The sequence below is a fragment of the Leucobacter chromiireducens genome, assembly GCF_051993095.1.
Lineage (GTDB): Bacteria > Actinomycetota > Actinomycetes > Actinomycetales > Microbacteriaceae > Leucobacter > Leucobacter chromiireducens.
Genome location: NZ_CP197024.1, coordinates 3,046,362 through 3,063,822 on the forward strand (window position 1 = coordinate 3,046,362; position 17,461 = coordinate 3,063,822).

The following is a 17,461-nucleotide window of genomic DNA, read 5'->3' on the forward strand; positions in this document are numbered from 1 at the left end:
CCGATGCGGAGGGGCGAGAAATGCTATAGCGTCTTGAGTATGACTCTCCGATACGCACTCATCACCGGGGCGAGCTCGGGCATCGGCACCGCCGCCGCACTCGCTCTCGCCGCCGACGGAAACGCCGTCTGGCTCACGTACACGGGCGGCGAGGCGGCAGCCCGTGAGGCCGCCGACGCATGCATCGCAGCCGGCGCACCCGAGGCCCACGTGTCGCGCCTGGACCTGCGCGATCCCGCATCGATCGAGGCCCTCGTCGCCGAGGTCGAGGCCCGCTGGGGCAAGCTCCACGTGCTCATCAATAACGGCGGAGTGTGCCCCTACCGCGCCTTCGACGACATCACGATCGATGAGTGGGACGCCGTCATGGAGACCAACGGTCGCGGCACCTTCCTCCTCACTCGCGCAGCCCTTCCCCTGTTGCGCGCGGCAGCGGGCACCCCCGAGGCGCCGATTGACCGCTCGGTGGTCAACCTCTCCTCGATTGCGGGCCAGCAGGGCGCGCTCAAGACCGGCATGCACTACGCCGCGAGCAAGGGCGCCATCCTTGCGCTGACCCGATCCTTCGCGCGCGGCCTCGCCGCCGAGGGTATTCGCGTCAACGCGGTCACCCCGGGCCCCGTGGTCTCCGCAATCACCGACCACCTCCAGGGCCCAGCGCGCGACGCACTCACCTCCTCAATCCCCCTCGGCGACTTTGGGCAGCCGGACGACGTGGCATGGATCATCGCCGCGCTCGCCTCGCCGAAGGCCGCGTTCACCACGGGCGCCACCTACGACGTCAACGGCGGCGTTCGAATCGATTGATTGGGATCCGGGAGCCCACTCCCGGCCACCCGTCTCCCCCACTTCCCGATTGCGAAGGAGCACTCATGCCCGTTCCCAGCCAGACCGCGCTCGCCACGGTCACCGCCCAGGTTGACGCGTTCAACGACCACGACCTCGACACGTTCGTCGGCACCTACGCGAAGGACGCGGTGATCACCGGGGTCGGCCCCGAGCCGATCGTCGGCCGCGACGCGATCCGCGCGTTCTATGCGCCTCGCCTCGAGAACCCCGAGCTCAGCTGCGTCATCGACACGACGGTGCTCTTCGGTGAGCGCTGGGTGGTGGCTCAGGAGCGCGTCATCAACGCGGGTGTCGCGACCGAGACGATCGCCACGTTCGACGTCGTGGACGGCCTGATCTCGCGCGCCTCCATGCTCAAGGCATAGCGCTTCACACACGCGAACGCCCTCCGATCCTGAGCGGGATCGGAGGGCGTTCGTGTGTGGAATCGCGCTACGGGGTGAGCCCGTACGCCTCGAGCAGTGCCGCATCGGTCTGCGGTCGCCCAAAAGACGCCGTCCACGCGCCGTCGACGGCGATCGACTGGCCGCTCAGGTAGGGCGCCTCATCGCCGAGCAGGAACGCGGTCACCGCGGCGACCTCTTCGGCGCGCGCAATGCGGCGCATGGGCGGCCCCTCGGCCAGCCCCCGCTCCTCCGCCTCGGGGTCCGCGGCACGTGCGATCTGTGCCTCGAGGTGGGGCGTGCGCACGCCGCCCGGGGCAACCGTGTTGGCCCGGATCCCGAGCGGCCCGTAGCTCACGGCGATGCTGCGGCTCAGCGCGTCGATGCCGCCCTTCGTGAACTCGTAGGCCGCGTGGTCGGCAAACGCCGAGCGGCCGTGCACGGAGCCGATGTTGACGATCGAGCCGCCCGAACGCTGCGCGGTGAACGCCTCGACGGCGGCTGTCGCGCCCCACAGGTAGCCGAGCCCGTTGATGTCGATCACCTCGCGCACGGTGGCCTCGTCGAGGTGGTGCAGCGGCGTGGTCTTCGTAATCCCGGCGTTGTTCACCCAGCCGCCCAACGGCGCGAGTTCGCGTGCGCGCGCCGCCGCGGCCTCGTGCGCACTGCGCTCGCGCGAGTCACCGAGCACCACGTCCGCGCAGATGCCCGCCTCGAGGGTGCCGGATCCGGGGCTGCGCTCGAGACCGACCACCAGCCAGCCGTCGGCCGTCAGTCGCTCAGCGATCGCGCGGCCGATGCCCTTGCCGCTGCCGGTCACGACGGCGCTGCGCGGCTCAGTGCTGCGCGGTGCGGGGAGGGTGGGGGTCATGCGAAGCTCCTCGGTGAGGTCTGCGGGTGGGTGGGGTGGATGACTGCGGTGCCTGCGGCCGAGCCTACGCCCCGAAGGCGAAGTGCTCGGGGCGCAGCGCGAAGCCCAGCCCGGGTGACGCGGGCGGTGTTGCACGCCCCTGGGCGAACGTCGGGCCGCCCGTGGTGAGCAGCGGTGACGGATCGTACGGGTTGCCCTCCGGGCGACGGTTGAAGGTCTCGACGCCGGCGCCCAAGTGCACACTGATCTCGGGGTACACGTGACAGGAGACCGGCACGCCGCGCTCGGCACACCAGTCGCGCAGCTCACGCGCCGGGGTGAGGCCCCCCACAGCCACCACGTCGATGCGCAGCACGTCAACCGCGTCGCCCGTGACGAGCGCGCGGAGCACCTCCGGGTCGGTCACCTCGTCTCCCACGGACACCGTGAGCCCGGTCTCGCGGCGAATACGCGCGCAGCCCGCAACGTCTTCGGGCAGCAGCGGGTCCTCGAGCCAGGCCAGCTCAATGTCACCCCAGGCGCGGATCTCGGCGAGCGCAGCGTCCGCGTCGCGCCAGCCGAAACCAATGTCGACCACGAGGCCGCAGTTCGCGGGGAGTTCACGGTTGAGCGTGCGAATCAGCTCGCCCATGTAGGTAGGGTCGGCAGCACGCGAGATCTTCACGAGCGGCCAGCCCTCGGCAGCCTGCGACACGACCTCCTCAACCACCTCGGCGATAGGCCGCTCGGGGGTGGGGTAGGCGGCCACGAGCATGGTGTCGCGGGGCGCCGCATCCGCGCCGAGCAGCTCACACACGGGCACGCCGCGGCGCTGCGCGGCGACATCCCAGAGCGCAACATCGACGAGGCCGATCGCCCGGCGCACGAGGCCCACGCGCCCCACGATCGCGGAGCCGCGCAGCATGCGATCCCACACCGCTTCGGGATCCGAGCTGTCGGAACCGAGCGCGTGCGGCGCGACGAGGCGATCCACAATCTCAGTCATGGGTGCCTCGCGACTCAGGCAGTACGCGGAGCCGACGAGGCCATCACCGGTTTCGAGGCGCACCCCCGCGTACTCGCGACGCGTCACCGTCATCGCCCCGAGGTGGAGCGGGGCGGGGAGCGGCAGCACCGCGTTGGCGGTGCGCACCGCGGTCACGTGGCGTGCAGGCGTCTCGCTCACGGCGTCGGCTTCTTTGCGAGGGGCACGCCGTAGTCGATCATGAAGCCGCCGTCGACGTACAGCGTCTGGCCGTTCATGTACGAGGCCTGCTCGGACACGAGGAAGCTCACGGCGTTCGCGATTTCGCTCGCCTGCGCGAGGCGCTTCGCAGGAATGCGGCTGAGGATCGTGTCGAGGCTCAGGGTGCCCGCCTCGACTCCCTGACGGAAGACGCCGGTGTCGACGTAGCCCGGGGCCACCGCGTTCACGCGCACGCCGAGCGCCGCCCACTCGGCTCCCGCCGTGGAGGTGAGGCCGATCACCGCGGCCTTCGTGGTCGAGTAGGGAGCACGGCCAGCCGAGCCGCGTGCCGAGACGGAGGAGATGTTAACGATCCGGCCGCCGGTCTCCTGGCCGAGCATCTGTCGTCCCGCGGCCTGCAGTGCATTGAAGACGCCGTGCAGGTTGACGTTCACCACGGCCTCCCACTCGCCCCAGCTGAGATCCTCGATGCCGCGGTGGCGCTGGATCCCCGCGTTGTTCACGAGCACATCGATGCCCCCGAACTCGGCCGCGATCTCGCCGAAAACGCGCGCGACGGCGGCGTGATCGGTGACGTTCAGCTCGCGCCACAGCGTCGGGGCAGTCGGTGCAGCATCGCCCTCGGGCAGCGGCTCCGCCGTGAGGCCGGGCACCATGTCGCAGGCGATCACCGTGTAGCCGTCGGCGACGAGGCGGCGCCCGATCTCCCAGCCGATCCCGCCGGAGCCACCGGTGACGATGGCAACGGGCGCGCGGCCCGCCGGGGCGGTGTGGAGTGCGGGGGAAGCGGACGGCTGCGTCATGATGCCCTTTCGAGGTGGTGGTGCGGTGATGCGAACAACGGTGGTGCGAGAACGTGGAGCGGGGCGGCTAGCGCCCGGGCTGGCCGAGCAGATCGGCCACGAGCGCGGCGGCGTGCTCCTCGAGCCGGTCGAGGGAGCCGGCGCGCAGCGGTGTCTGCCACGCCTGGTAGGCGCCGCGATCGTACGCGTCCTGCGTGGGCAGGTAGACGAAGCCGGGGCCGTTCGTGAGGTTCGCGACGAGGATCGGGGTGTCCGGGAAGCGGGCGCGGAGTGTGGTCTGCAGGCGCGAGTATGCCTCGCCGGGGTGCGCGACGAACACGGCGTCGCCGAGCCGCCAGGCCCACACGGGGTGCTGCACGGTGGAGCCGGTGATGTATCCGTCGCGCAGGTTGCGTGCCCGGCCGAGCCGTTCTTCGCGGCTGCGGGGGTCGATGTCGGCCCAGCTCTCGGCGAGTTCGTCGAGGCTGGGCAGGTCGACGAGCTCAAGCTCGGCCGCGGCCGTCACGCCGGTGATCTCCTCGCCGCCCGTCGCGGGCGCGGGCGCCCACACGGCGAGCGGTGCACCCGACTCGACGATGCCGCCGAGCTCGAGCTCGGCGCCGGGAACGGGGAGCGAGTCGAGCGCGGCGAGCACCGCGTGGCCGAGCGATCGCCCGTGGCGGTCGGCAACATCCAGGTCGCCCGTGTACTGCTCGCGGGGGGCGAGCTCACCCGAGGCGCCCTGCAGGAAGAGCACGGGAGCACCGGTCGCCTCCGCAACGAGGGCGCGCATGCCGCCAACGTAGTCGGGCGAGACGAGCCGGTTCTGCCACGAGAGGGTGGTGGGATGGCACGCGTAGTTCACGATCGTGCCGAGCACGTCGCCGCTCGTCGCGGTGATCCGGCCAATAAGCACGGTGTCGTCCGCGGTCTCCTCGGGGTTGTAGCCGACGAGTGCGCGGCCGTCGACGTCGAGCTCGCGGTTCGCGGCGAGCCCGCAGCGTCCCGTCGCCCACTCAATTCGGCCGGGGGCGGCATTCGCGATGGCCTCGCGTGCCGCCGCGATTGCGGCACCGGCGAGCGCCTCGAGGTAGCCCGGGATCAGCTCGCCGCCGTCGAGGTGCGCGTCTGCCGCGCAGAGCACGGGGCCGGCGTGCGTGTGTGAGAGCGAGAGCGTGAGCGCGTCGGCGGGGAGGCCGAGCTCGGCGAGCACGCGTCCGCGCACGCCCCACTCGTCGGCCACTCGGCGCCACCAGGTGCCGTCCGCGGTGATGAGCACGCGCGGCGCGGCGGCGCCCGCACTCGGCACGATCGCCAGTGCCGTGAGCGTCATCTCGCGGTGGGCGCCCTCGGCGCGCTCCCAGTCAGCGGGGCCCCAGTTCTTCGCCCGAATGCCGGTGGGCGGCGTGATGTCGCGCGTCGCGATGCCGAGGCCCGCGCTGGTGCGCGGCACCCGCAGGCGATCCCCCAGCTGGGTGCGGCGCTCGTGCGTGGACTCACTCATGCTGCCGCCTCCGTCTGCAGTGCCGCCGCGAGCCTCGCGGCTTCCTTCCGCCGTTCACGCTCGACCGTGGGGTCGGCGACGGGGATCGCCGCCATGAGCGAGCGGGTGTAGGCGTGCTGCGGATTCGCGAACAGCTCATCGCGGCTCGCCTGCTCAACAATCGTGCCACGGCGCATCACGGCGACCGTGCTCGACATGTAGCGGATCACGGCGAGGTCGTGGCTAATAAAGAGGTACGTGAGCCCCAACCGGGCCTGCAGATCCCGGAGCAGGTTGAGCACCTGCGCCTGGATCGACACGTCAAGCGCAGACACCGATTCGTCAAGCACCATGAACTCGGGGTCAAGCACCAGCGAGCGGGCAATCGCCACGCGCTGGCACTGGCCGCCCGACATCGTGCCGGGCAGGCGGTCGTTGAACCCCTGGCCGAGGCCCACGAGCTCAAGCGTCTCGGCGACCTTCTCGCGGCGTTCCTGCGGCGAGCCGATGCCGTGCGCTTCGAGCGGCGAGGCAACGATCTGCGCCACCGTCTGGCGGCGGTTGAGCGCCGAGAACGGATCCTGGAACACCATCTGCATGTCGCGCCGGGCCGTGCGCAGTTCCTTGCCGCGGAGGGCATGCACGTCGCGGCCGCCGATCGTTACGGTGCCCGAGTCGACATCCTGCAGCGCGAGCACCGCGCGCGACACCGTCGACTTGCCACTCCCCGACTCACCGACGAGGCCGAAGGTCTCGCCGCGACGAATATCGAACGAGACGTCGTTGATGGCGGTGACTGACTCGCCGCCGCCCAGGTGGAACGTCTTCTTCAGGTTCCGCACGCTGACGAGCACCTCGCCGCGGCCCGCGACCTCAGCCTGCGCCGCGAGCTGCCGGGGCGCAACGCCCTCCGCCGCAAGAATGTCGGCGCTCGTGGGAATCGGCCTGTTCACGTCGACGGTGAGGTCGACGACCGCGCCGAGCAGCGAGCGCGAGTAGTCGTGCTGCGGGTTCGCGTAGAGCTCGGGCGCGGGCGCCGACTCAATGATCCGCCCGTGTCGCATGACGTGGATCTGCTCGCAGAAGCCCGCGGCAACACCCAGGTCGTGCGTGATGAGGATCACGGCGGTGCCGTGCTCCTCGGCGAGCTTGTCGAGCAGGTCGATGATGCGCGCCTGCGTGGTCACGTCGAGCGCCGTCGTCGGCTCATCGGCGATGAGCACCTCCGGGTTGCCCGACATCGCCATCGCGATCATCACGCGCTGGCGCATGCCGCCCGAGAACTCGTGCGGGTACTGGCTCATGCGCTGCTCAGGGAACGGCACGCCCACCTCGGTGAGCAGCTCGATGCCGCGCGCGTGCGCCGCACGCTTGCTTACCGGGCTGTGCAAGCGGATCGCCTCGATCAGCTGTGCGCCGATGGTCATGACCGGGTTGAGCGAGCTCATCGGGTCCTGGTAGACCATCGCGACCCGGCCGCCGCGCAGCTTCTCCATCTGGCGCTGGCTGAGCCCCGTGAGCTCGGTGTCACCCAATCGGATGCTGCCGCCCAGCTGGGCGCCGTCGGTGAGGCGCATGATGGAGAGGGCGGTGAGCGACTTGCCGGATCCCGACTCGCCCACGATCCCAATCTTCTCGCCGCGGCGCAGCTGGAAGCTGATGCCCTTGACGGGCTGCGCCTCGCCGTAGCTCACCGTGAGGTCAGTGACCTTGAGAACGGGGGCGTCGGGGGATGCTGCGTTCGTCATCACTTCCGTCCCTTCGATTGCGCGGTCTCACCCAGCTGGTCCGCCAGCAGGTTGAGCATCCAGATAGTGATGAAGATGAACAGGGCGGGGAAGAGCACGTAGCCGGTCGACTGGTACATCTTCTGATACCCCTGCTGCACGAGCGTGCCCCAGGTGGCCTCGGGCGGCTGGATCCCCAGTCCGACGAAGCTCATCGACGCCTCGAGGAGGAGCGCGTTGGCCGCGTTGATCGCAGCCTGCACCGTGATCGGTCCCGCCACATTCGGCAGCACCTCGCGAGTGAGGAGGCGCCCCTTCGACGCACCATACGAGACGGCGGCAGTGAAGTAGTCGGCCTGAATCTCGCCCAGCACCGAGGAGCGCACGAGGCGGGCCGTGGTGGGAGTGAGCAGCACGCCGATAATCAGGGCGAGCTTCACCGGGGTCGCGCCGAACGCCGAAATGAACACGAGGGCGAAGAGCATCTGCGGGATCGCCATGACCGTGTCGGCGAGGCGCATGAGCACCTCGTCGAGCCAGCCGCGCAGGAAGGCGGCGGCCATGCCCCAGATCGTGCCGATGACCATGGCCACCGCGGTGGCGCCGAGCACGATGAAGAGTGTCAGCTGTCCGCCGTGCAACACACGGCTGAGCAGGTCGCGGCCCAGCTCGTCGGTGCCGAACCAGTGCGCCGCGCTCATGCCGGCGAAGCGGTCGGACGACTGCGCAGTCGGGTCGTACGGGGCGACGAGCGGTGCGGCGATGCACGCGAGGGCGATCACGCCGAGCACGCCGACGGCCACCCACGTCTGCCACGGCGTGCGGCGCAGCGCACCGCCCCGGCGCATGATGGGCAGGAGGAGCTTCTGGGTGGTGAGATTAGCCACGGTTCTTCCCCACTCGCAGGCGCGGATCCAGGACCCCATACAGGAGGTCGACGATCAGCGAGGTCAAGATAAACATTGCGCTGATGAGGAGCACGACCGACTGCAGCACGGCGTAGTCGCGCTTGAACACGGAGTCGATGGCCAGCGAGCCGAGCCCGGGGATGCCGAACACGTACTCGATGATCACCACGCCGCCGAGCGTGTAGCCGACGATCAGGCCGAGCATGGTGAGCCCCGGGATGAGCGCGTTGCGGAGCGCGTGCCCCACGACGACGCCCGCCCGGTCCACGCCCTTGCCGCGCGCGGTGCGAATGAAGGGCGCGGCAAGCGTTTCGATCATCGAGGCGCGGAGGAAGCGGATGAGCAGCGGCGCGGAGGCGAGCGCGAGCGTCACCGAGGGGAGGATCATCCCCACGATGTTGAGCGCCGGGTCCTCCGAGAAGGGCACGTAGCCGCGCGCCGGCAGCCAGCGCAGCGTCACCGCGAACACGACGATGAGCACGATGCCGATCAAGAACTGCGGCAGCGCCATTCCGGCTGTTGAGATTGCGGTGAGCACGCGGTCGAGCCAGCCGAGCGGCTTGAGGGACGCAAACACTGCGGTGGGCACGGCGATCACGAGCGCGAGGAGCACCGCGTTCACGGTGAGCTCGAGCGTGGCGGGAAGCCGCTGCGCGATGAGCTCGTTCACGGAGAACTGGTTGAAGTAGGACTGACCGAAGTCGCCGCGGAACATGCCGCCCACCCAGTTCAGGTACTGCTGCCAGATCGGGGCGTCGAGCCCCGCTTCGGCGCGAAGCCGCTCGATCATCTCCGCGTCGACTCCGGGGGTGGAGCCGAGGCGGGTGATCACCGGGTCGCCCGGCAGCAGCCGGAGGACGATGAAGACGAGGAGCGAGGTGGCGATCAGCATCACGATGCTGATCGCCACCCGCCGAAGGATGAATCTGGTCACGTTATCCCTTGAAGCCGGCGTTCTCGAGGTGGAGCTGGCCGCCGCCCTCGACCCACACGCCGTCAAGCGAGCTGTTGGTCGCGGTCACCACGGTGGCCTGGATCGGAACGATGAGCGGCACCTCGCGGTTGATGATGCTCTGCACCTCGCCCCACTTGGTCTTGCGGGCGGCCTCGTCGGGCTCGCCGACTGCCGCGTCAAACGCGCTCTCGAAGTCGTCGTTCGACCAGTTGCACTCGCAGCGGCCCTCACGGTAGAAGTTCAGCGAGTAGGCGGGCTCCGGCGGCGTCGACTGGAAGTTCGGCACGATCGTCGCGGGGTAGTTCTTGCCCGCGGGGTAGAACTTCTCGACCCACGTTCCGATGTCGTTGTTCTCGATCTTCAGCGTGATGCCGATTTCCTTCAGGCTGGCCTGCAGAATCTCGGCGCTCGTGTTCCACTCGGGGTACTGGCCGGCCACGCCCCACCAGGTGAGCGTCGTGCCCTCGGTCACGCCCGCGGCGGCGAAGAGCTCCTTCGCCTTGTCGAGGTCGTAGCTGTAGTCGGCGAGCTTGCCGCCGTACCAGGGGTTGTTCTCGCCCAGCGCGTTGTTCGTGGGCGCGAGATGGCCCTGATCCGCGTACGCGGCCTCGAGGATCGCGTCGCGGTCGATCGCGTAGGCGAGCGCCTGGCGTGCGCGCACGTCGTTGAAGGGCGCGGAGGTGGTGTCCATCTCCCAGCTCGGCCACTGGCTCGGGTTCTCCGGGCGCACGAGCTCGATCGCGCTGTCCCCCTCGAACTGTGCGACATCGCCCTGCGGCACCGACCACAGCACGTCGATGTCGCCGGAGCGCAGGCCGGTCACGGCCGCGGTCGACTCGGCGGCCTTCTCGATAGTGATCGTCTCGAGCGCGGGCGCGTCACCGAAGTAATCGTCGTTGCGCACGAGCGTGACGGAGTTGTCGGGCGTGAACGCCTTCACCGTGTACGGCCCGGTGCCGATCGGCTCCTTGTCGATCTGGTCGAGCGAGTCCATATCCATCACCTTGACCCACACGATGCCCGCGGGGAAGGTTGCGGTGGGGGCGTCGAGCTGGAACTCGACGGTGCGCTCGTCGACGGCCTTCACGCTCGTGATGGCCTCGATCTTCGTCTTCTCCTGCGTGGAGGTCTCGGGTGCGAGGTAGTACTCAAACGACGCGACGACATCGTCGGCGGTGAGCGCCTTGCCGTTCGAGAAGGTGACGCCGTCGCGCAGCGTGAAGGTCCAGGTCTTCTGGTCGTCGCTGACCTTCCACTCCTCGGCCAGGTCGCCCTCGATTTCGCCGCTCTCGCTCGTCTCGGTGAGCCCGTTCCACAGCAGCGGGAAGAGCACTTCCTCCCACGCAAAGGTGCGGATCGCGGGGTTCAGCTGCGGGATACCCTGCGCCGCAGCAACCGTGATCTTCGTGGGGGCGTCGCCGCCTCCCGAGCCTGAACCGAGCGTGCCGCCGCCAGTGCCGGCACAGGAGGTCAGGGTAAACAGGGTGGCGAGGGCCAGGGCGCCCGTCGCGAGCTTCTTTCGCAACAACATTGTTCCTCCAAGATGATGGCCGGCACTCAACTGCATGCCTTCGCTATAGTATCTAGCATAAGCGCTCCGGTGTCTATCTGCGGCCACATTCCGCGAGCCGAGGGAGACGACACCGGCACTCCGCCGGCGGCGGAGTGAGCACGGAATGAACACCCCAGCAGCGCGGGATCGCGGGGCGCCGCACCGCTTCTCGCCGACCGCCGCTCCCGAGCGCGCCCCGCGAACCGCGCCGCGCATGCCGCCCTCTCCACGGACGGTCTACGCCCTCAGCGTGACGCCGGAGCACCCTCCGCCGCGCGCACGCGGGCCACGTCGGCGGCAGAGACGACGGCGAGTGCGCCATCGCCCGCATCGTCCGCTGCGCGAGTGATCACCAGCCCGCCGTCCGGCAGCTCGGCGAGGGCGCTCGGCCGCGCACCGGGTACGCGAATCGCGCCCACCGCACGCCCATCACGGAGCCGCAGCACCGCACCGCCGCCCCACATCGCGCTCCACAGGGCACCACTGTCGTCGACGATCAGGCCGTCGGGCAGCACGCTACTGTCCGCGCCGGGCACGGGGAATCGGCCGAGCGGCTCACCGTGCGCGGAGTAGCGACGGATCTCGCCGCCAAGGGTGTCCGTGACGTACGTCTCGCCACCGTCCGGGCGCCAGCCGATCCCGTTCCAACAGGCGACCGGCGCGTCGAGCGCGTCCACCTCGCCGCCCGCGGCGCGATAGAGCACGCCGGCTGGGGGATCCCCCGCACGCAGATTCATCGTGCCGAACCACACCGCACCGTCGGCCGCCACCGCCCCATCGTTGATGCGCACCGGCACTTCGGCCGCGGGCAACGCGCACGCGAGCTGCAACTCGCCGCTCACCCAGTCGAAGCGGTACAGGCCATCCGGCAGGCCCACGGTCACGATTCCGTCGGCGTGAGCGTCGGGCGCGACGAAGCCGGGCTCGCCGAGCAGCTCCCGCGACTCGTAGGCCGCGCGATCGTGCAGCCGCGCAATCGGCACGCGCCAGAGCTGCTGCGCCGTGATGTCCACAAACCAGAGCGTGCGCCCGTCAGCGGACACCCGTGGCGACTCGGGAAGTTGCAGGCCGCGCGGGCCCGCCAGATCGCTCGCCGTGGCCTCCGCCCCGGCGGGCCAGACGGCGCGCACGGTTAGCTCGCGTCGTCTCGGCCGGTGGCGGAGACGCGCGTCACCGCGTCCTCGATGTGCTGCGTCATCGACTCCTGCGCGCGAGCCAGGTCGCCGCTCGCGATCGCCGTAATGAGGTCGGCGTGCGCCTGTACGTGGCGCTCAAGCTCGTCGCGCGCCAGTGCCGCGTTCGCGGCCTTCAGGAAGCTGTTGATGCGGCCGCGTAGCTGCGAGGCGATGTCCGCCAGCACCGAGTGCTCGGCAAGCGTCCAGAGCGCCTCATGGAACCGACGATCCTGCGTGAAGAGCAGATCGACGTCACCCGCCGCGGCTGCCTCACCCATGCGATCCACAATCGCCCGGAGCTCGGCCTCGTGCTCCGGCTGCCAGCGCGCCTGCACCCGCTCCACCACGAAACGCTCGAGCACCGAGCGCAGGCTCGACACCTCCTCGAGCTCGGTCTCGCCCAGCTCGGCAACGCGCGCACCACGGCGCGGCTCGCGCTCGACGAGCCCCTCCTCCGTAAGGCGGGCGAGCGCCTCACGCACGGGGATGTGGCTGACGCCCAATTGCTCGGCAAGGTGCCGCTCGACGAGGCGCGCACCGGGTTCGAAGTCGCCGGCGAGGATCGCCTCGCGCAACTCGGTGGTCACCGTGTCCGAGATACTCGAACTCTTCAGATTGCTCAGCGACATGTAGGTCCAATCGTGGGTCAACAGTGACCATCCCAGGGGTGGCGGGTCACAGGACGCGCAGCCCGAGCAACCAGCCTACCCCATCGCTATAGCAACGTCCCGAGCCGCGGCTCGGCACTGAGCCCAGCTCAGTTCACACCTCAGTTGGCCTCACGGCCCAGCTCAGCTCGAAGCGCAGCTCTGCAACCACCCCCGGCCCCACCGCCCAGGTGCGATCGGGCTGCAGGCCATCCGGCGCCGCGGTGAGCGGCTCCACGCAGAACGCCGGCCGCTGCCCATCAAACACATGCCATACATCGTGCGAGGAGCGCAGCGTGAGTTCGAGGTCACCCCACGCGATCACCGGGTCTCCCGCGTGCAGGTACGAGTGGTCCCGGGCACCATCGCCTGGCCCGGCATCCGCCCCCGCAACCGGCTGGGCGAACAGCCCAGGGCCGATCTCCGCGAAGCGCGCCTCGGGCGCGAAGCGCAGCTCGGCAGCCACGCCCCCGACCTCACGCCGAAACCACGGGTGGTACCCGAGCGACACCGGCATCTCGCGCTCGTCATTGCCACATCGCAGCACGAGCTCGATCGCGTCGTCGCGGAGCGTAATGCGCTGCTCCGCCCAGCCACCGAACGGCCAGGGTGCCGCAAGCTCGGTGCGCAGGAGCGCTCGCTCAGGCGTCGCCTCGCGCACGGTCCATGCCGCGGCGTCCACGACGCCGTGCGCGGCCTCGACCTGCGGGGCCGGCCGCGGCAGTGCCACCGCCTCCTCAGCCCACACGACGCGGTCGCCCGTCAGCCTCCCCGCAAAGGGGGCCATGGGAAAGCAGCCCGAGAACCACGATTCGGGTGCGCCGCCGCCCACGATTCCCGCGCCGAGCACCTCTCGCCCGTCGATGTTCAGGCTCGCGAGCCGGCCACCCCACCCCGGAAGCACGGTCGCCCGGGCCACGCCGGCGCGAAGCTCCACGGAGCGATCCCGATCTGATGCTGCCCCGGGGGCACGGTCCCGCTGCGTCGCGGTCACTGCGTCATTCACGGGGACAGTCTGTCACGCCGCCGCTCAGCTCACCGCGTCAGCCGCGGTGCTCGATCGCGTGGAGCGCGGCGTCGAGGCTCGCGCCCGCCGCATCCGGGTCGACGCGCACCAGGGCGAACGCCGAGACGACGAGGCCGGTCACGACCGTGGCAAGCTGCGCAATCTGCTCGGGATCGCGCCCCGGCTGCGCAGCCACACCGCGGCGCAGGGCCCCGTGGAGCTCAGCCCGGTAGTCCGCAATAACTCGCGCTACCTCGGGGTCTGCGCCCACCGGGCCCGCGGCGGTGTTGATCAGCAGGCAGCCGGGGACGGGCGCGATCGCGTCGATGCTGGCGAACGCTTCGCGCAGCCCGAGCAGGTACTCGCGCAGTGCCGTGGGGGCAACCTCGTCCGCCTGCAGCGGGGCGAGACGTGGGCGCACCACCTCGTCGAGGTAGTTCTGCACCACCTCGTCGAAGAGCCCCCGCTTCGAGCCGAACGCGCCGTAGAGGCTTGAGCGGCTGAGCCCCGTGGCTTCTTCCAGTCGGGGGACGGCGGCCGACTCGTAGCCGTCGCGCCAGAACACGGCACGCGCCGCGCGCACCACGGTTGCACGATCGAAGCTCGGAGTTCTCGCCACGGCTCCCCCTTTCCAGAATGGTCGTTCCAGTATATATTGGAACGATCGTTACGGAAAGCCGTTCGAGCATCCGCTCGCGGCGCGGAAGGGACAGCGCATGCTCATCACCGGTTTGGTGCTCGCGGGGGCCGCCGCCCTGCTGCACGTGTTCATTTTTTATCTCGAGTCGATCGCGTGGACCTCAGCGCGCGCCCGCGCCGTCTTTGGCATCACCGCCGAGGAAGCGCACGCCACTCGCGAACTCGCCTTCAATCAAGGGTTCTACAACCTCTTTCTCGCCGTGGCGGCGCTGCTCGGCGCGCTCCTCACCGCACTCGGACACCAGGCCGTGGGCCTCACGCTCGTGTTCACGGGAGTGGGATCCATGCTCGCCGCGGCCCTCGTGCTCGCGCTTTCCAGCCCAGACAAGCGGGCCGCCGCGTTCAAGCAGGGGGCGCTGCCGCTCTTCAGCGTTGCCGCGCTCGCGCTGAGCTTCGCGTTCTAGGCGGACGGCCGCGCGCCACACGTCGCGCCGCCGCCCACGCTCCCAGCACCACACCGACTTCAGCACCACGCCAACCCCAGCCCGAAAGGCCACCGCCCCATGAGCACCACGTCTCGCACCCAAATCCAACTCGTGTCCCGCCCCACCGGCTGGCCGAGCGCGGAGAACTTCCGCACGGTCACCGACGATCTTCCCGAGCTCGCGCCCGGCCAGATCCGCGTGCGCAATGAGTACATTTCGGTCGACCCCTACATGCGCGGCCGCATGAACGACGTGCGCAGCTACGTCGCCCCGTACGCGCTGGGTGAGACCATCACGGGCGGCGCCGTGGGGCGCGTCACCGCGTCCACCGTCGCGGAGTATCCGGTCGGCGCGGTCGTGCTGCACCAGCACGGCTGGAGCGATCTGGCGCAGGGTGACGCGAAGACCTTCCGCGTGATCCCCGAACTGCCGGGCGTCCCCCTGTCGCTCAACCTGCACGTGCTCGGCATGACCGGGCTCACCGCCTACGTGGGGCTCACCGAGATCGCACACATGCAGGAGGGGGACACCGTGTTCATCTCAGGCGCGGCGGGCGCGGTCGGCACCGCGGCGGGTCAGATCGCAAAGCTGCTCGGCGCGAAGCGCGTCATCGGCTCGGCCGGATCCGACGAAAAGGTGGCGCTCCTCACCTCGAAGTACGGGTACGACGCGGCGTTGAACTACAAGAGCGGCAATGTGCGCGAGCTCCTCGCCGAAGCAGCCCCGGACGGCATCGACGTGTTCTTCGACAACGTGGGCGGCAGCCACCTCGAGGCCGCGCTCGACGCGTTCAACGACGGCGGCCGCGCGGCGCTGTGCGGGGCGATCGAGAGCTACAACACCACGGAAAAGCCCGTCGGCCCCGACAACATGGCCAATCTCATTACTCGCGCCCTCACGCTGCGGGGCTTCACGATCGGCGCACACTGGCATCTCGCCCCCGAGTTCCAGGGGCGCATGGCCGAGTGGTTCGCGCAGGGCAACATTGCCTACGACGAGACCGTGGTCGACGGGATCGAGCACACGGTCGACGCGTTCCTCGACATGATGCGGGGCGCCAACACGGGCAAGATGCTCGTCCGAGTGGCGCCCGAGGCGCGCTGACACACCTGGGCGATGCGGATCCCACTCCCGCGGGAACGCATCGCCCAGGCACTCTGTCGAGCAGCCGGTTGGCCGTCTAGCCGCCGTGTGAAAGGTTGAACTCAATACGCGCTCGAGCATCGTCGCAGCGCTGCGAGAGTGCGTCGAACGGGGCCGCAAACTCCCGAGAGGTCTCAAGATCGCCATCCTCGATAGCCGCCGCTGCCGCAAGCAGGTCCGCGACAAATCCCGACTCGGCGTCCGCAGCGAGATCGGCAAGCGCAACGGAGAATTCGCGCCCTGCCTCACGCACATCAGATTCCTGCGCCTCGCCAACGAGGACCTGGTTGGCGACATCTAGTGGCACCGACATCAAGCGCCCAATTTCCCCGCACGTTTCCTTCACGCTGAGCGGGCCCGAACGCACGGCCTCCCCCGGGGCCGAGCACGAGGCGAGCAGCGCAATGCAGCCTGCGGCGCCGACAGCGGCGAGCATCCGGCGCAACTCCGTTCGTCTCAACACCACACGCGAACCTGCTCTCGCCACTCTGCACCCCTCAGCCCGTACGCACCTGATCCACCGAGCGCCGACACCGCGCCCGCATCTGAACATCGTAGACTGCAGTGAGTTTTCTAAGTGTGTAAATCGTGCACCCGAGCACGGTGTGTGCCCACTTGTCGGCACCGGCCTTCACCGCACGCTCCAGCCGCTCGAGCTTGCCGTCGAGTTCGCCCTCAAAGCCCGGGCGAATGTCAGCCTTCATCACCAGCGACACTCGTGAACCAAGCGGCAGCACGGCCTCGGTGGCGCGTTGCACCGCGTCGAACGCATAGTCCCACTCGCCCTCGATTTCCGTGAACATCAATCGACTGGGACACGGGTGGCGCTTGCGACAAACGGAGCGAATAGGAATCGAACTGGACCGTGCCAGATTGCCAGCTAGACATGCAGCAGACTCATACCCCAACACCCGACCCCCGGGAACCTTTGCGAGCAACCTGAGAGAAGTCGAATCAGTTTGGGCTGACTCCCCGTCGATCTAGGCCTGCCCGCAACGCACCCCCTCGCATCTGTGTCGATGCGAGGGGGTGCAAGCTACAGAGCGTGGAACTCGCTCATCAGGCCACCCAAGCCCCGGATGATGAAGTCGGCACCCTCGCGCGCTTCTGCGATCGGGTCGGTACTGAGCCCCTCGGCGTGGAACGAGATGTGCGCGAGCACCTGCCAAGCGACCTGCTCCTGGGCGAGGCGGAGATTCTGCTCGTGAAACTCCCCCGCCTCGATGCCCTGGGCGATAAGCGTGCGGAGGTTCGCGTAGAGTTTCCGGGACTTGTCGGCCCAGACCTCGAATCCCGGGGTGGTGAGGATGTCGACGCTGTGGATGCCCGCCAGCACATAGGGCATTCGGTGCAGCTCGGTGAGGTCCCAGACCAGGTACGCATGCAACCTGGCGGCGGGAGATCCCGTACCAGCCACCGCTCGATCGGAAGCGACGAGGGTGTCGTTGAGGCTGATCGCAAGGAGCGCCTGCAGGATCGCTGCCTTGTTGGGAAAGAAGTGAAAGAGGCTGGGTTGCTGGATGCCGACCTGGGTGGCGATTTCACGGGTCGACGTACCCTTGTAGCCCTGCTTCCAGAACAGTTGGGAGGCCGCGACCAGAATCTCGTGTTTCGTTCCACTGGCGGCGGTTTCCCATGTCGATGGGGGTGGTGCGTCGCTATCGAACACG

At 69.3% G+C, this 17,461-nt stretch carries 18 protein-coding genes and 1 pseudogene; 4 read left to right on the forward strand and 15 right to left on the reverse strand.

The annotated features are described in order from the left end of the window. Positions 1–39: 39 nt before the first annotated feature. Both ACR81A_RS13790 and ACR81A_RS13795 read left to right on the forward strand, forming a co-directional pair. Positions 40–807, forward strand: coding sequence for an SDR family NAD(P)-dependent oxidoreductase (locus ACR81A_RS13790; protein ID WP_440312128.1), 768 nt, complete (start codon positions 40–42; stop codon positions 805–807). 65 nt (positions 808–872) lie between these two features. Beyond that, the gene (locus tag ACR81A_RS13795; protein WP_202380598.1) at positions 873–1,214 is read left to right on the forward strand and encodes a nuclear transport factor 2 family protein; all 342 of its coding nucleotides are present in this window, start codon (positions 873–875) and stop codon (positions 1,212–1,214) included. A 67-nt stretch (positions 1,215–1,281) separates the two neighbouring features. On the opposite strand, the gene ACR81A_RS13800 is transcribed toward ACR81A_RS13795, so the two are convergent. From ACR81A_RS13800 to ACR81A_RS13855, 12 genes are all read right to left on the reverse strand, one after another. Then, positions 1,282–2,103, reverse strand: a complete 822-nt coding sequence (locus tag ACR81A_RS13800) for an SDR family NAD(P)-dependent oxidoreductase (protein WP_440312129.1) — start codon at positions 2,101–2,103, stop codon at positions 1,282–1,284. Positions 2,104–2,167: 64 nt separating this feature from the next. Next, positions 2,168–3,268 (reverse strand): mandelate racemase/muconate lactonizing enzyme family protein, encoded by a 1,101-nt coding sequence (locus ACR81A_RS13805; RefSeq protein WP_440312130.1) that lies wholly within the window; start codon positions 3,266–3,268, stop codon positions 2,168–2,170. Next, on the reverse strand, positions 3,265–4,092 hold the full coding sequence (locus tag ACR81A_RS13810; RefSeq protein ID WP_440312131.1) for an SDR family NAD(P)-dependent oxidoreductase: 828 nt from the start codon (positions 4,090–4,092) through the stop codon (positions 3,265–3,267). The genes ACR81A_RS13805 and ACR81A_RS13810 overlap by 4 nt, the downstream gene beginning before the upstream one ends. Positions 4,093–4,159: 67 nt before the next feature. Continuing rightward, complete coding sequence (locus ACR81A_RS13815; RefSeq protein ID WP_440312132.1) at positions 4,160–5,575, reverse strand: hypothetical protein; 1,416 nt, start codon at positions 5,573–5,575, stop codon at positions 4,160–4,162. Next, positions 5,572–7,302: an ABC transporter ATP-binding protein gene (locus ACR81A_RS13820; protein ID WP_440312133.1), complete on the reverse strand. Its 1,731-nt coding sequence runs from the start codon at positions 7,300–7,302 to the stop codon at positions 5,572–5,574. The genes ACR81A_RS13815 and ACR81A_RS13820 overlap by 4 nt, the downstream gene beginning before the upstream one ends. Continuing rightward, complete coding sequence (locus ACR81A_RS13825; protein ID WP_440312134.1) at positions 7,302–8,168, reverse strand: ABC transporter permease; 867 nt, start codon at positions 8,166–8,168, stop codon at positions 7,302–7,304. Before ACR81A_RS13825 ends, ACR81A_RS13820 begins: the two co-directional genes overlap by 1 nt. After that, positions 8,161–9,123: an ABC transporter permease gene (locus tag ACR81A_RS13830; protein WP_440312135.1), complete on the reverse strand. Its 963-nt coding sequence runs from the start codon at positions 9,121–9,123 to the stop codon at positions 8,161–8,163. Before ACR81A_RS13830 ends, ACR81A_RS13825 begins: the two co-directional genes overlap by 8 nt. A gap of 1 nt (position 9,124) precedes the next feature. Continuing rightward, complete coding sequence (locus ACR81A_RS13835; RefSeq protein WP_202380591.1) at positions 9,125–10,675, reverse strand: ABC transporter substrate-binding protein; 1,551 nt, start codon at positions 10,673–10,675, stop codon at positions 9,125–9,127. A 266-nt stretch (positions 10,676–10,941) separates the two neighbouring features. Continuing rightward, positions 10,942–11,826, reverse strand: a complete 885-nt coding sequence (locus tag ACR81A_RS13840) for an SMP-30/gluconolactonase/LRE family protein (protein WP_440312136.1) — start codon at positions 11,824–11,826, stop codon at positions 10,942–10,944. A gap of 2 nt (positions 11,827–11,828) precedes the next feature. Continuing rightward, positions 11,829–12,500, reverse strand: coding sequence for a GntR family transcriptional regulator (locus ACR81A_RS13845; RefSeq protein WP_202380589.1), 672 nt, complete (start codon positions 12,498–12,500; stop codon positions 11,829–11,831). A gap of 133 nt (positions 12,501–12,633) precedes the next feature. Beyond that, complete coding sequence (locus ACR81A_RS13850) at positions 12,634–13,524, reverse strand: aldose epimerase family protein (protein WP_440312137.1); 891 nt, start codon at positions 13,522–13,524, stop codon at positions 12,634–12,636. Positions 13,525–13,561: 37 nt separating this feature from the next. Beyond that, the gene (locus ACR81A_RS13855; RefSeq protein ID WP_440312138.1) at positions 13,562–14,143 is read right to left on the reverse strand and encodes a TetR/AcrR family transcriptional regulator; all 582 of its coding nucleotides are present in this window, start codon (positions 14,141–14,143) and stop codon (positions 13,562–13,564) included. A gap of 97 nt (positions 14,144–14,240) precedes the next feature. On the opposite strand from ACR81A_RS13855, the gene ACR81A_RS13860 reads away from it, so the two are divergent. Continuing rightward, positions 14,241–14,627 carry a DUF1304 domain-containing protein gene (locus ACR81A_RS13860; RefSeq protein ID WP_202380586.1) on the forward strand — a complete coding sequence of 129 codons (387 nt, stop codon included), beginning with the start codon at positions 14,241–14,243 and terminating at the stop codon, positions 14,625–14,627. Between the two features lie 99 nt (positions 14,628–14,726). Further along, positions 14,727–15,752 (forward strand): NADP-dependent oxidoreductase, encoded by a 1,026-nt coding sequence (locus ACR81A_RS13865; protein WP_440312139.1) that lies wholly within the window; start codon positions 14,727–14,729, stop codon positions 15,750–15,752. A 76-nt stretch (positions 15,753–15,828) separates the two neighbouring features. Here the strand turns inward: ACR81A_RS13865 and ACR81A_RS13870 are convergent, their stop codons facing one another. The 3 genes and pseudogenes from ACR81A_RS13870 to ACR81A_RS13880 form a co-directional block, all read right to left on the reverse strand. Further along, positions 15,829–16,254: a hypothetical protein gene (locus ACR81A_RS13870; protein WP_440312140.1), complete on the reverse strand. Its 426-nt coding sequence runs from the start codon at positions 16,252–16,254 to the stop codon at positions 15,829–15,831. 163 nt (positions 16,255–16,417) lie between these two features. Next, positions 16,418–16,729, reverse strand: a pseudogene (locus tag ACR81A_RS13875) (thiamine-binding protein); the annotation flags it as partial. Positions 16,730–16,827: 98 nt separating this feature from the next. After that, on the reverse strand, positions 16,828–17,460 hold the full coding sequence (locus tag ACR81A_RS13880) for a TetR/AcrR family transcriptional regulator (RefSeq protein ID WP_440312141.1): 633 nt from the start codon (positions 17,458–17,460) through the stop codon (positions 16,828–16,830). Position 17,461: the final 1 nt, after the last annotated feature.

Excerpts from the sequence above, each read along its gene's own strand:
- ACR81A_RS13790 (WP_440312128.1), top strand. The coding sequence starts at position 40 with ATGACTCTCCGATACGCACTCATCACCGGGGCGAGCTCGGGCATCGGC.
- ACR81A_RS13795 (WP_202380598.1), top strand. The coding sequence starts at position 873 with ATGCCCGTTCCCAGCCAGACCGCGCTCGCCACGGTCACCGCCCAGGTT.
- ACR81A_RS13800 (WP_440312129.1), bottom strand. The coding sequence starts at position 2,103 with ATGACCCCCACCCTCCCCGCACCGCGCAGCACTGAGCCGCGCAGCGCC.
- ACR81A_RS13810 (WP_440312131.1), bottom strand. The coding sequence starts at position 4,092 with ATGACGCAGCCGTCCGCTTCCCCCGCACTCCACACCGCCCCGGCGGGC.
- ACR81A_RS13815 (WP_440312132.1), bottom strand. The coding sequence starts at position 5,575 with ATGAGTGAGTCCACGCACGAGCGCCGCACCCAGCTGGGGGATCGCCTG.
- ACR81A_RS13820 (WP_440312133.1), bottom strand. The coding sequence starts at position 7,302 with ATGACGAACGCAGCATCCCCCGACGCCCCCGTTCTCAAGGTCACTGAC.
- ACR81A_RS13835 (WP_202380591.1), bottom strand. The coding sequence starts at position 10,675 with ATGTTGTTGCGAAAGAAGCTCGCGACGGGCGCCCTGGCCCTCGCCACC.
- ACR81A_RS13845 (WP_202380589.1), bottom strand. The coding sequence starts at position 12,500 with ATGTCGCTGAGCAATCTGAAGAGTTCGAGTATCTCGGACACGGTGACC.
- ACR81A_RS13860 (WP_202380586.1), top strand. The coding sequence starts at position 14,241 with ATGCTCATCACCGGTTTGGTGCTCGCGGGGGCCGCCGCCCTGCTGCAC.
- ACR81A_RS13865 (WP_440312139.1), top strand. The coding sequence starts at position 14,727 with ATGAGCACCACGTCTCGCACCCAAATCCAACTCGTGTCCCGCCCCACC.